Below are 13,249 nucleotides of genomic sequence, written 5' to 3'. Positions count from 1 at the left end.
CGGCGGCCCAGGCGGGGCGCAGGCCGCGGCGGCGTGCGCTGGTGGTGTTCGAGGATTTCACTGCAGGTCCTTCCGATGGCCCGGTGCTCCGAGGTGGGCCGGCGCGTGCTCCGACTACGATTCGTCTGCGGGACGGCCGCCTTCTGGCTGTCCATACTGTCAGCCGGGTGTCGTTCTTACTATCTATCGGGAGTGGGTGTCGCCGGATGGAGTTGGCCGCATCGGTGCGGAACTCGGTTCGCGCCGTGGTCGCGATCATGGCCGCTACGCTGGTCGTTTCCTGTTCGGACGGCGATTCGGGGACGACGATCACCGTCGGCGCGGGGAATTCCGCTCAGTCGGAGTTGATTGCCGAGATCTATGCCGGTGCGCTGGCCCGAGCCGGTGCGCACACCACCACCAGAACCGGGCTCGGCCAGCGCGGCGACTACCTGACAGCGCTGGATGCGGGCACGGTGCAGCTGGTCGGCGACGACAGCGGGGATCTCCTGACGGCCCTGGACTCGGGGTCGCAGGCGCGGCTCCCGGACAAGCTCGCGGCGGCGAAGGTCACGGGGACGGCAGCGCCCAAGGCCAACGGGAACGACGCGCAGGGCACCGGGGGCAAGCCGCCCGGGAGCTCTGGGGGGAACGACGCGCCCGGTGGCGATTCTGCGGGGGTCAAGGCGCCGGATGCACGGGGCGTGGAGCGGGTGCCGGACGTTGCCGATGCGGTCAGCCGTGCCCTCCCCGAGGGGCTGGCGGTATCCGATATCGCCGACGGGACCGACCTGCGTCCCGCGTTCGTGTTCAGCGGTGCGGCATCCGGGCGGTACCCCGATTCCCTGAAGGAACTGGCGCCGCGCTGCGGCGAGCTGACCGTCGGTGTCGCCACGGGTAGCGAACTCGATCCGCTGCGCCGTTCCCCCGATCCGCAACGGGACGTGCTCGAACCGCTGCACACGGTCTACGGCTGCGACATCACCCACCACACCGTTTATCCGAACGACTCCGCACTGCGAAAGGCACTGCAGGAAGGGCAGATTCAAGCCGGTGTTCTGACGGCCCCGGCCGCCCTGCTACCCGGTGGCGCAGGCGATCTGGTCCCGATCGCCGACCCCGACTACGCCTTCCGCGCCCAGAGCGTAATCCCCCTGTACCGCAAGGGAACCCTGACCGCCCGCCAGTTGAAGAAGCTGAATTACGTTGCGGGCGAACTCACCACGGCCGACCTCACCGATATGGTCCGCGCTCTCCGCGACGACCACGCCTCCGCCCCCGACCTGGCCCGCACCTGGCTCGACTCCCACGACCTCTGACCGGGCGTAGAGTCGGGAGAGATCGCCTAGGCGGGGGTCTCGCATGGTTTTGGTAGTCGCGCTGGGGGTGCTGGCCGCGTTCTTGTTTGCGGCGGCCGGGTTTTTGCAGCAGCGGGCGGCTCGGGGAGTGGTGGCCGAGCGGCCGGAGGCGGCGCGGGTGCCCGGGTTGTCGATGTTGATGCGGCGGTTGCTGCGGAGCCGGACGTGGCTGCGGGGGTGGCTGACGAATCTTGCCGGGTTCTTCACACAGGCCGCGGCGCTGCAGGTGGGGTCCGTCGCGGCGGTGCAGCCGCTGATGTCGACACAGTTGCTGTTCGCGGTGCCGCTAGAGGCGGCGGGGCAGCGGCGGCGGCCGCCGCCCCAGGATCTGGCCTACGCGCTGCTGGTGTGCGCGGGGCTGGCGGTGCTCTTCAGCGTCGAGGGCGCGGCGCCGCTGGCGGGTCAGCCGGAGCGGGGACGGGTGCTGCTGGCGACGGTATCGGCCGCCGGGCTCGTGGTGCTCTTGGCGGCGGTGAGTTCTCGCTGCACGATGCGCATCGCCGCCAACCTGGTCGCCGTCGCCGCCGGGATCTGCTTCGCGATGAGCGCCGTGTTCATGAAGCTCACCACCGAGGACCTGCTGCACCGCGGCGTGCCCGCGACGGCGGTGGACTGGCCGGGCTACCTGCTGGCCCTGTCGACCCTGAGCGGCCTGCTGCTGGAGCAGGCCGCCTTCGCCGCGGGCCCGCTCCCGTGGGCCATCGCGGCCATGAGCGTCACCAACCCCGTCGCCAGCTACATCGTCGGCATCCTGGCCTTCCAGGTCACGATCCCCGTCGCCCCCACCGCGCTCGCCGGGATCGCCGCCGCCGGTGCCCTGGTCGTGTGGGGCATCTCCGGTCTCGCGCATTCCCCACTGGCCCAAGCCTTCTACGCGACCGACCCGGCCTCGGGCCATCGCGCGCGAGGCGATGTCGCGATCGGCCGCCAGGAGGACGGCAACCCGGGGCGAGCGACATAGCCGCCGTCAATGCCGCGTCGATCTGGTGCGAAGCTGCCGCGAAACCGCTCTGCCGTCCCGCCGGGGTGTCACACACAGTGCGGTCACGGCCGTCTCGATGTCGCAGATTCTGTTGGCCGACATGCTGTTTCGTGGCGGCGCGGACAGGATTCCGAACAGGCTATCCGCCTGCACTATCGGACTGTTCGCCGACGCTCTCGGCGTACCGCACTTCCAAACCGTCGAGCAGCGCGCGCAATCCGGCGTCGAAGGCGTCGCGATCGATGCGCTGCTGCCGGTCGGCGAGCAGGTGGGCCTCGGTGAGGTGGGGATATTCGCCGGTGTAGACGGCGGCGTCGGCCGGGAACCCGGCGGCGAAGGAGCCCAGGGCCGAACCGGCGACGAAGTACCGCATCAGCGTGCCGACGGTGGTCGCCTCCCGCCGCGGCCACCCCGCGGCGACCAGCCCACCGAAGACGGCATCGGCGATCCGCAGCGCGTTGGGACGTCGGCCGGGCCCGCTGGCCAGCGCGGGAACGATGTGCGGATGGGCGGTGATCGCCGCGCGGTAGGACCGGGCCCAGGAGTCGAGCGCGGTGCGCCAGTCCCGGTTGCCGTCGCCCAGCCGGAAGAACATCGACGTGTCGACCGCCCCGAGGACGGTGTCGACGACCGCATCGATGAGCTCGTCCATCGTGCCCACGTGGTTGTACAGCGAGGGTCCCTGCACGCCCAGTTCGGTGGCCAGGCGCCGGGTCGACAGGGCATCGAGCCCCTCGGCGTCGATGAGCGTCAGGGCCGCGGCCACGATGCGGTCGCGGCTGAGCAGTGGTCGGCGGGGACGGGCCACAGAGAATTCGTCCTTCCTGGGTGAGCCGTCACAAAAACTTGCAGCGATAGTTTACCCGTCTTAGGGTAGCCCTGAAACTTGCAGCGCTAGTTTTAGGGTCGCCGGGCCCCGGCGCACGGCGGTCCGGCGACTCGTCGAGGAAGGCACTATGAGGTACAGATCTCGTCGGGGAGCTTTACTTTGCGCTGCGATCGCGGGGATCACCGCGGTCGCAGTCACTATCGGCGGTGGTCCCGCGACCGCGGATGATCCGGTCCCGTCGACCGAGCAGGCCCTGGTCGCCGCCATCGACGCCGGGCTGCGGCCCGCGCCCGACGGCCGGCAGCCGAAGGCGATCGTCGACACCGGCAGCAGTTCGGGATCCGGGTCGGGCTCGGCGGGGCGCAGTCACGCCTCCGAGGCGATCGGTGAGGGCCCGGAGGTGTCGGCGTACCTGGCGGCCTTCGGCTACGGGCTCACCCATCCTGACGCCGCGCCGCCCGGTGCGAATCGCTGGGACTGCAAACCCACTGCGGCACACCCGGAACCGGTCGTGCTGGTGCACGGCACCTGGCTCAACGCCTACGACACCTTCGCCTATCTCGCGCCGCGGCTGGCGCGGGCCGGGTACTGCGTGTACGCCTTCAATTTCGGGCGCTCGAACGTGCTGGACGGCGGCGGTCTCGGGCCGATCCTGCCCGGCCGCTACGGCGTCGGGCCGATGGAGGAGTCGGCGCGGCAACTGAGCGCATTCGTCGACCGGGTGCGGGACAAGACGGGCGCGGGCAAGGTCGACCTCGTCGCGCACTCACAGGGCGGGCCGGTCTCCCACCAGTACCTGAAGTTCGAGGGCGGTGGCGACAAGGTGGACCAGCTGGTCTCGTTCGGCGGTACCAACCACGGCACCTCGCTGATGGGCATGGCCACGATCGGCCGCATCATGACCAACCTCGGCATCAATATTCTCGGGTTCTATCGGCCGCTCATCGGGCCCGCCAATATCGAGCAGGTCGTCGGATCGCCGTTCTACGCCAAGCTGAACGAGCACGGCGACACCGTTCCCGGCGTCCGCTACACCGCGGTCGCCAGCACGCACGACCAGATCTCCAACCCCTTCGACTGGACCTTCCTCACCCCCGGTCCGGACGCCCCGGTCGACAACATCGCCCTGCAGGCGGGCTGTGAACAGGACCTGTCCGACCACCTCACGATGATGTACTCACCGCGCGCCGCGTCCATCGCGTTGCGCGCGCTCGACCCGGCCGCGCATCCCACGATCGAATGCACCTTCAACCCGTGGATGTTCGGCGGCGGCGGACGCCTGTAGCCCGTCCGCCTCGACGCGCCCCGTGCCTGTTCGCGCACCCCGCCCCTGGAGCCGGTGCGCGAACATGTGCGGGGGCGCAGGGCATTGGGGCGCGGCGCGCACCGCGTCACGGTGACCGTTGCAGCTGTTCGATGATGTGCCGCAGCCAATTCGGCAGTGCGGCAGCGGTCTTGTAATGGCTCGAGCCGGTGGCGAACTGCGAGTCCTCGGCGCTGTTGGTGCTTGCGATGTCGTTCGGCGGCGTATCGGCGGTGCCGACGCCGGTACCGAAAAGTGCTGCCGATCCGGCGAATCCCGCAAGAACGGCCGCTCGGCCCCTGTGATTCATACTGGAACTTCCCATGCCACATGCGAATAGCGATGTGCTGCAGCGAGTTCACGGTAGGGGTGTCGGTCGTACCCCGGGGCGGGCCGAGCGGATTTTCCGCAAACCTCACCATCGTCCGGTGGCGCCCTCGGGACACCGCACAACCAGCTGGTACCCCCTCGAGAGCCCAGAACTATTCGGCGCCCTCCAGGTATTCGGTGAATTCACCGGCAAGACGGGTGAATTGATCGTCTTCCGTGCGCCAGGCGAGGGCCGTGTTGAGGGTGAGGGGCAGGTCCTCGACCGGTAGCACGGTGAATTCGCCGGGAGCGGCGCCGACCGGCAGGTCCGCGTGCAGCGGATACAACGTGAAGCCCCGCGTATGCCGCAGGGCGATGAGCATTCCGCCGATATCCTTGTAGCGATTGGTGCGGTCGTCGACGGCGCCCGCCTCGGCGAGCTTACGACGGGTGCGGGCGATCGCGTCGAGTCCCCAGTGCCGGGGGCCGCGAATGTAGGCCAGCCCGCGCAGCTCCGCCAGACGCAGCGACATGCGCCCCGCGAAACGCTCGGTATCGACGAGCACGCCCATCGGCTGCGTGGCCACGATCACCCGCCGCACCCCGGCCTGCGCCGACGAGATGTGCGACAGCGCCAGGTCGATGCGGTGGTTGCGCAGCGCGGCGCCGAGGTCGACCGAGCCCATCTGCTGCACGGAGAACGAGTATCGGTCCGACAGCGTGCGCATCGCCGCCGACAGTCGGCGCGACAGCTCCGCGCCCAGTACCTCCGGAATACCAAGCCGCACAGCAACTTTCCGGCCGTCCATAGTGAGGCGCCCGGGGATGGCGTCGAAGTCGGCGACCACGGATTCGGCCAGCGGCACCAACTGCTCGCCCGCTGCCGTGAGTCGCACGTGGTGGGTGGAGCGGTCGAACAGCGGCACCCCCAGCTCCTTCTCCAGCGCCCGGATGCGCTGGCTCAGCGGCGGCACCGAGATCTGCAGCGCGTGGGCGGCCCGGGTGAAGTTCAGCTCCCGGGCCACGGCCAGGAAGTAGCGGAGGTGGTGCATCTCCATGGCGAGGATGGTAGCCCGGCGATGGCTGTTGTTATCGGATTGGTCATACCGGTCCTCGAAAGACGGTCATTCCGTTAGGTCGAGTAACGACTTAGCGTGGCTCATAGAAGCGAACGACCTGTGGAAGGACACCGGATGAGTTCCTCGATCGATCTCGGCGGCCCCGCGACCGGGCCACTGCGGGGTGTGACGGTAATCGACCTGTCGACGGTGGTGATGGGCCCGATGGCGGGGCAGATCCTCGGCGATTTCGGGGCCGACGTGATCCGGGTGGAGCCGCCGTTCGACACCGCGCGGATCTCCCCGGGCGGGATGAGCCGCACGCCCGGCATGGCGCCGCTGTACCTGCAGAACAACCGCAACAAGCGCAATGTCGCGCTCAACCTGAAGGATCCGGAGGATCGGGCGGCGCTGTTCGATCTTCTGGACGATGCCGATGTGTTGCTGACCAATATGCGTGCGGGTGCGCTGGAGCGGCTGGGCCTGGGCTACGAGCAGATCCGCGAGCGGTTCCCGCACCTGGTCTACGCGCATGCCCAGGGCTTCAACGCGCAGTCCTCGCAGGCCGGTCGCCCGGCCTACGACGAGGTGATCCAGGCCGTGACCGGTCTGGTGAACCTGCACGACCGCGCCGCCGGGAGCGTGCAGTTCCTGCCGACCTTCATCGCCGACAAGACCGCGGGGCTGTACCTGCTGGCGGGTCTGCTCGCGGCCCTGTACCACCAGGCGAGAACCGGTGAGGGACAGTTGGTTTCGCTGGCCATGGCGGATGCGATGATCGCGATCAACCTCGTCGAGCATCTGGCCGGGGAGGTGTTCTCCCCGCCGACGGGCCCGGTCGGCAATCCGATGAGCCTCGAGGCCGAGCATGTCGCACTGCGCACGGCCGACGGCGGCGCGATCTCCGCCATCCCGTACACCAACGCCGATGTGCGCACGCTGCTGATCGGTGCGGGCTGCACCGAGTTGGCCGCCGATCCGTGCTGGGACGCCGAGGTCACCGACCGCGAACAGCGCCGGGTGGGCGTGCGCGCGGTCATCGCCAACTCCACCACCAGGACGACCGCCGAGTGGACCGACTACCTCACCGCCAACGACATGCCGTTCGGGGTGGTCGTCGATATCGCCGACCTGCCCGACGACCCGTACGTCCGCGAGGTCGGTCTCATCGAGGAGGTCGAGCATCCCACCGAGGGCCGGATGAAGGTGGTGACCAATCCGGCGCATTTCTCCAAGACTCCCACCAACATTCGCCGCCTCGCCGAGCGCGCGGGCGACAGCAACGACGAGGTGCTGGCCCGGCGATCCGCGGATTCCGCCGCGTAGCTCTCGTACTCCCACGGCCCGAAGGACGATCATGAAACTCGAACTCTCCAGTGCGGAACTGGCCTTCCGCGACGAACTGCGCGCGGTGTTCTACGACGAGATCCCCGCCGACATCCGCGCACGCTCCGCCGACGGGCAGCTCACCCGCGACGATATCGTTGCCTCGCAACAGATTCTGAACAAGCACGGGCTCGCGGTACCGAACTGGCCGGTGGCCCGGGGCGGCAGGGACTGGACCCCGCTGCAGCGGCACCTCTACGTCTCGGAGATGCAGCGCGCCGCGGTGCCCACGCCGCTGCCGTTCAATGTGAGCATGGTCGGCCCGATCATCGCCGAGTTCGGCAGCGAGCAGCAGAAGGACCGATTCCTGCCCGCCACGGCCAATCTCGACATCTGGTGGTCGCAGGGCTTCTCCGAGCCGGAAGCCGGATCGGACCTGGCATCGTTGAAGACCACCGCAATTCGCGACGGCGACTCCTACCTGGTCAACGGCCAGAAGACCTGGACCACGCTCGGTCAGTACGGCGACTGGATGTTCCTGCTGGCCCGCACCGACACCCGGGCCGAGCGGCCGCAGCACGGGATCTCGTTCCTGCTGGTGGATATGACGACTCCGGGTATCGAGCGCCGCCCGATCCGGTTGATCGACGGTGGCGCCGAGGTCAACGAGTTCTTCTTCGACAATGTGCGGGTCCCGGCGGAGAACCTGGTCGGCGAGGAGAATCGCGGCTGGTCCTACGCCAAGTTCCTGCTCGGCAACGAGCGCAATGCCATTGCGGGGGTGGGAAATTCGCAGCGCAGCTTCGAGAAGCTGGTAGCGCGGGCAGACAAGCTCGACGTCGGAGGCGGTCCGCTGTCGTCGGATCCGGGGTTCCGGACACGACTGCATGCGGCCAAGCTCCGCCTGCTGGCCCTGGAGGCGACGCAGCTGCGGGTGACCGGCTCGTCGGAGGGCGGCCGGGCCAATCCGGTGTCCTCGCTGCTGAAGCTGGAGGGCAGCCGGGTGCAGCAGGAGCTGTCCGCGCTGCGGGTGGAGGCCGCCGGATCCGACGCGCTGCTCGTCGGCGGACACGACGGGGCCGGGACCGAACTGCACGCGGAGCTGTCCGACGCCGTCGCCGGTGCGCACTATCTGAATCTGCGCAAGCTGTCGATCTTCGGTGGCACCAACGAAATTCAGCGCGGCGTCATCGCCAAGACCATTCTCGGATTGTAAGGAATCGTCGTGAACCTCGAACCGAACGAAGACCAGAAACTGCTGTTCGACACCGTCGATTCGTTGTCGAACCGCTACTACACACCCAACTTTCGCGCCGACACCGTCACCGGCGAACTCGGCTGGAGCGCCGAAGTATGGTCCGCCCTCGCCGAACTCGGGCTCACCGGGCTGACCATCGACGAGGAGTACGGCGGCGTGGGCGCGGGCCCCGCCGAGGTGTACGTGACGCTCGAGGCGCTGGGGAAGCACGGCGCGGTGGAGCCGCTGCTCGATGGCGTGTACGTGCCGTCCTGGCTGATCGCCGCGCTCGGCACGGCCGAACAGCAGGCGGCGCTGCTGCCTCGATTGGCCGGCGGCGAGGAGATTTTCGCGGTCGCCCACGCCGAACCCGGACGGGTGTGGGATGCGGCATCGACCGTCACGGCGACACCGGCCGCCGACGGATCCCTCCTGCTCGATGGGGTGAAATCCCCTGTGCCACATGCGGACCAGGCCACGATGCTGCTGGTCAGCGCGGTGGATCGAGACGGTGTACCGGGTGTGTACCTGGTCGAGCGCGATGCTGCGGGGGTCACCCGCGTCGACGGTCGCGCCACCGACTGGACACACGCCTCCGACGTCACCTTCGAATCCGTGCCCGCCACGCTCCTGGGAGCGGTCGGTGCGGCCGCGGAAAACGCACTGGCGCAAACCTTCTCGCGGGCGCGCATCGCCGTCGCGGGGGAGGCTGTGGGACTCGCCGAGGCCGCGCTGCGGGATACGGTCGACTACCTCGGCCAGCGCAAGCAGTTCCGGGTGCCGCTGTCGCGCTTCCAGGCCCTGGTGTTCCGCGCGGCCGATCTGTACGCCGAGGTGGAGCTGGGCCGGTCGTTCGCGCTGTGGGCCACGGCGGTCACCGAGGACCGAGGTGCGGATCCGGTGGTCGCCGACGATGCGTTCCTGTTCATCGCCGATATGGCGCGCACGACGGCCGAGGAAGCCGTTCAGCTGCACGGCGGCATCGGCATGACCTTCGAGTCGCCCGTGGCCCACTACGCGGCCCGGCTGACCGCCATCACCCAGAGCTATGGTGGAGTGGCCGCGGCCAGGCGCCGCGCGCTGCGCGCCCCGGACCTGACCACGGTCCCCGGCGCCCTGCTCAACTAGGCCCGAAGGTCCGGCTGCCGACTCCCGGCGCGTCGCCCCGCGCGTTGCCCGCCGGAGGAGATCGATCCGACTATTCGAGGAGGCGAGCATGTTCAAGGCACTGTTGGTGCTCGATATTCTTCAGGGTGCGATTCATCGCGTCGATCCGGCCGACGGCACCGTGACGACCGTGGTGGACGACGCCGGGTCGTTTCCCGACGGGCTCGCCTACGACCCGTTCGCCGACCGCGTCTACTGGACCACCATGGGCCAGCCCGCGCGCCGGGAGTCCGGGGAGCCGGACTTCACCGCGCGCGACGGGTCGGTCGAATCCGCCGCGCTCGACGGCAGCGATCGCAGGACCGTGCTGCCGCCGGGCGCCCTCACCACAGGTAAGCAGCTTGCCGCGGATTTCGTTGCGGGACATCTGTTCTGGAGCGACCGCGAAGGCTGCAGGGTGAGCCGAGCCGATCTCGACGGCGCGAATCGCACCGATCTGATCGTCAACTCCCCCGCATCGGGCAAGGACGCCGAATGCGTCGGCGTCGCCGTCGACGCGGGCGCCGGTGCGCTGTACTGGACCCAGAAGGGCCCGGCGAAGGGCGGCCGGGGACGGATCTTCCAAGCTGGCCTGGAGGTGCCGCCGGGGGAGCGCCCGGAGACCCGCACCGATATCGAAACGCTGTGGTCGGGCCTGCCCGAACCGATCGACCTGTGGCTCGACGCCCGCGGCGGCCACCTCTACTGGACCGACCGCGGCGCGGCCCCGGACGGCAACTCTCTCAATCGCGCCCCCGTACCGGCACCGGGCGAGCCGGGTGGGCCACCGCAGATCCTCGCCCGCGGCTTCCGCGAAGCCATCGGCCTCACCGTCGACCTCGACGCCGGGCTCGCCTACGTCACCGACCTCGGCGGGCAGGTGCGGGCCGTCGCGCTGGACGGCACCGCGGATCGGGTCGTGGCCAAGGTGGACGGCGGGGCGCTGACCGGAATCGAAGGTATCTGATATGCGCAGCGAACCCCGCACCATCGCCGTCGTCGGCGCCGGTGTCATCGGCCTGTCCTGGGCGCGGTTGGCCCGCGACCACGGCTGGCGGGTGGTGATCACCGACCCGCGCCCGGATCTGGCCGAGGTCGTGGCGGCCGAGGTCGGCACGGACCCCTCGGTGTCCTATACATCGGTGCTGGCGGATGCGGTCGCGGAGGCGGATCTGGTGCAGGAGAACGGCCCCGAACGCCTGCCGCTCAAGCGGGAGATCTTCACCGAGATTCTGAAAGCCGCTCCCGCCGAGGCGATTCCGGCCACCTCCAGCTCATCGATCACCGCCTCGCTGATCGCCGAGGGCCTCGACGGCGGCGAGCGGATCGTCGTGGGCCACCCGTTCAATCCGCCGGAGCTCATGCCGCTGGTGGAGGTGCTGCCCGGCGAGCGGACGGCGCCCGACGTCGTGTCCCGTGCCGTGCGGCTGTATACCGAACTGGGCCGCGTTCCCGTCGTAATCCACCGGGAGCTACCGGGATTCGTGGCCAACCGGCTGCAGACCGCGGTCTCGCGGGAGGCGCAGTACCTCGTGCAGCAGGGGGTGGTCGGTGTCCGTGAACTCGACACCATCCTGCAGAATTCCCTCGGATTGCGCTGGGCCACAATCGGTCTGTTCGAGGGCAACGTCCTCGGCGGCGGCCCCGGTGGTGCGCGTCATCTGTACGCCGGTGTCGGCGCCCAGACCGGGAAGATCGAACTCGGTGTCCCGTCCGCGGATCCGGCCGTGCGGGAGCGGATGATCGAGAATATCGAGGCGGCGTACGGCACCGGCGCCGATGCCTACGAACGGCTCGCGGAGCGCCGCGATCGCCGCACGCGCGCCGTGCTCACGGCCCTGTCCGAGTCGGCCGAAGACTGACATTACTGCTGCACAACAGAATTCACACCGGAGGCGCCAGGCTCGACCTGGCGCCTCTTTCTGTTCTCGAATAGGTGATTGTTCCCCGGGCAGTGTCGAGATATCGGCGTGCGGCCGAGAATGGCTCCTACAAGGGGTTCGAAACCGATTCGCGCAGGTCGTGACGCTACTTGCGGAAAAGGCTGTGATCCCGCACGGCCGACGGTGGCCAAACCTGTGAGATCTCCGGATCTTGCTATATCGAAACGGCTGTGGGAGTTCCCCAGTCGAACTCTGCGCCTTCGTGATTTCTCCGGATTATCGCTGCGGCAACGCAATTCCCGGGTGGTCGGTTTTAGCGTCTGCGAAGTTCCTGTGCGGTGGCCGAATTAGCCGCCACCGGAACTGGATCGCACCCTTGTGCAGAAAGGTATCGAATGAGACGAACGACCATCCGCAGGCCGCTGCGCGCCGCCGTGATGATGGGCGCGGCGATCCTCGCGATCGGGCTTCCGGGGGCCGGCGTGAACGCCGATCCCGCTCCGGCCTCGCCGGAGCAGCAATTGGCCGATCTGATCGGTGCGGGGTTGAAGGACCCGGCCGCGCATCCGATCGCCGAAGACAGCGGCAGCGCCGGCAGTTCCGGGTCGGCGTGCACATCCGGCAGCGGTGCCGGATCCGGTAACGGGTCCGGCGACTGCTACGGCGGTTCGGGTTCCAGCTCGGGCTCGTCGGGCGGATACGCCTCCGACACAAAGGGTTACGGACCGGCATCGTCGTCGTTCCTGGCGGCGTTCGGCTACAGCCTGCTGAATCCGGACGCGGCGCCGCCGGGTACCAACGACTGGGGCTGCAAGCCGGGCGACGGGCGGAAGCCGGTCGTGCTGGTGCACGGCACCTGGTCCAACGCCTATGACGCCTTCGCGTTCATGAGCCAGCCGATCAAGGACGCCGGATACTGCACCTTCACCTTCAACTACGGCCGGTCGAACCTGGTCGAGGGCGGCGGTCTGGGCTCGGTGCTGCCGGGCGCCAACGGCACCGGCTACATCCAGGATTCGGCCAAGCAGCTGGCGACCTTCGTGGATCGGGTGCTGGCCGCGACCGGTTCGGACAAGGTCGATATCGTCGCCCACTCGCAGGGCGGGTCGATGTCGAACTGGTATACCAAGTTCGAGGGCGGCGGATCCAAGGTGGACAAGATGATCACCTACGGCGCCACCCATCACGGGACGTCGCTGGACGGGATCGGCGCGCTGGGCCGGGCGATCAACAACTTCGGAATCGACGTCCTGGGTCTGATCGAGATCTTCGTGGGCCACTCGGGGATCCAGCAGACCATCGGCTCGGATTTCATCAACCAGCTCAACGCCAATGGCGACACGGTGTCCGGAATCAAGTACACGAGCGTCGCCACCCGGTACGACGAGGTGACCAACCCCTACGACCTGACCTTCCTGAAGGCCGGGCCGGGGGCGACGGTGGACAACGTGCTGCTGCAGGACGGCTGTGAGCAGGATCTGTCGGACCACCTGACGATGATGTACTCGCCGCGGTCGCTGTCGATCGCGCTGCACGCGCTCGATCCGTCGCAACCGCTGCAGTGCACCTTCAACCCGTGGCTGCTGGGAGGTGGCGGCAAGCTCTGACAGTTCCCAGCGATGCTCCGCTCGACGGTCCCGACCATGCCTTCCAGCAGTCGAGCGGAGCACGACCCGCCGCGCAGTTGATGTCGTCCGCCTGCGGACGCCGGTCAGCGACCAGACACCGATGAAAGTACGGCGGGGTGCCCGCCGGGCGGTCCCACAGCGACCCCCGGCGGGCTCTATCGTGTCACGCCGGAAATTGCCGGTGATTCGCCGGGCGGAAGATCGTAAACTG

The 13,249-nt window shown here is 68.7% G+C and carries 12 protein-coding genes; 9 read left to right on the top strand and 3 right to left on the bottom strand.

The genetic code is table 11. The annotated features are described in order from the left end of the window. Window positions 1–206 precede the first annotated feature (206 nt). Together NM1_RS01885 and NM1_RS01880 are read left to right on the top strand one after the other, a co-directional pair. Window positions 207–1,298, top strand: coding sequence for a glycine betaine ABC transporter substrate-binding protein (locus NM1_RS01885; RefSeq protein ID WP_068013108.1), 1,092 nt, complete (start codon window positions 207–209; stop codon window positions 1,296–1,298). 43 nt (window positions 1,299–1,341) lie between these two features. Next, window positions 1,342–2,298: a DMT family transporter gene (locus NM1_RS01880; protein WP_068013106.1), complete on the top strand. Its 957-nt coding sequence runs from the start codon at window positions 1,342–1,344 to the stop codon at window positions 2,296–2,298. 160 nt (window positions 2,299–2,458) lie between these two features. Here NM1_RS01880 and NM1_RS01875 read toward each other — a convergent pair whose 3' ends face one another. Beyond that, window positions 2,459–3,127 carry a TetR/AcrR family transcriptional regulator gene (locus NM1_RS01875; RefSeq protein ID WP_068013104.1) on the bottom strand — a complete coding sequence of 223 codons (669 nt, stop codon included), beginning with the start codon at window positions 3,125–3,127 and terminating at the stop codon, window positions 2,459–2,461. A gap of 148 nt (window positions 3,128–3,275) precedes the next feature. On the opposite strand from NM1_RS01875, the gene NM1_RS01870 reads away from it, so the two are divergent. Then, window positions 3,276–4,433, top strand: coding sequence for an esterase/lipase family protein (locus NM1_RS01870; RefSeq protein ID WP_068013102.1), 1,158 nt, complete (start codon window positions 3,276–3,278; stop codon window positions 4,431–4,433). Between the two features lie 106 nt (window positions 4,434–4,539). On the opposite strand, the gene NM1_RS01865 is transcribed toward NM1_RS01870, so the two are convergent. Together NM1_RS01865 and NM1_RS01860 are read right to left on the bottom strand one after the other, a co-directional pair. Further along, the gene (locus NM1_RS01865) at window positions 4,540–4,761 is read right to left on the bottom strand and encodes a hypothetical protein (protein WP_068013099.1); all 222 of its coding nucleotides are present in this window, start codon (window positions 4,759–4,761) and stop codon (window positions 4,540–4,542) included. Between the two features lie 172 nt (window positions 4,762–4,933). Next, window positions 4,934–5,818: a LysR family transcriptional regulator gene (locus NM1_RS01860; RefSeq protein WP_068013096.1), complete on the bottom strand. Its 885-nt coding sequence runs from the start codon at window positions 5,816–5,818 to the stop codon at window positions 4,934–4,936. Between the two features lie 135 nt (window positions 5,819–5,953). On the opposite strand from NM1_RS01860, the gene NM1_RS01855 reads away from it, so the two are divergent. The 6 genes from NM1_RS01855 (at window position 5,954) to NM1_RS01830 (ending at window position 13,017) form a co-directional block, all read left to right on the top strand. Then, entirely contained in the window at window positions 5,954–7,144 is a 1,191-nt protein-coding gene (locus tag NM1_RS01855) for a CaiB/BaiF CoA transferase family protein (RefSeq protein ID WP_068013095.1), read from the top strand. Window positions 7,145–7,175: 31 nt separating this feature from the next. Next, entirely contained in the window at window positions 7,176–8,360 is a 1,185-nt protein-coding gene (locus NM1_RS01850; protein WP_068013092.1) for an acyl-CoA dehydrogenase family protein, read from the top strand. Window positions 8,361–8,369: 9 nt separating this feature from the next. Beyond that, complete coding sequence (locus NM1_RS01845) at window positions 8,370–9,509, top strand: acyl-CoA dehydrogenase family protein (RefSeq protein ID WP_068013090.1); 1,140 nt, start codon at window positions 8,370–8,372, stop codon at window positions 9,507–9,509. A gap of 88 nt (window positions 9,510–9,597) precedes the next feature. Beyond that, window positions 9,598–10,494 carry an NHL repeat-containing protein gene (locus NM1_RS01840; RefSeq protein ID WP_068013088.1) on the top strand — a complete coding sequence of 299 codons (897 nt, stop codon included), beginning with the start codon at window positions 9,598–9,600 and terminating at the stop codon, window positions 10,492–10,494. Window position 10,495: 1 nt separating this feature from the next. Beyond that, a complete protein-coding gene (locus NM1_RS01835) occupies window positions 10,496–11,389 on the top strand; it encodes a 3-hydroxyacyl-CoA dehydrogenase NAD-binding domain-containing protein (protein WP_068013086.1) in 894 nt (297 codons plus the stop codon). A 416-nt stretch (window positions 11,390–11,805) separates the two neighbouring features. Continuing rightward, a complete protein-coding gene (locus NM1_RS01830) occupies window positions 11,806–13,017 on the top strand; it encodes an esterase/lipase family protein (protein ID WP_084519065.1) in 1,212 nt (403 codons plus the stop codon). The last annotated feature ends 232 nt before the right edge of the window (window positions 13,018–13,249 follow it).

It is taken from the genome of Nocardia mexicana NBRC 108244 (assembly GCF_001613165.1).
Classification (GTDB): Bacteria; Actinomycetota; Actinomycetes; order Mycobacteriales; family Mycobacteriaceae; genus Nocardia; species Nocardia mexicana.
The sequence above is the reverse complement of the archived record's forward strand: the minus strand, read 5'-3'. Positions and strand labels throughout refer to the sequence as shown.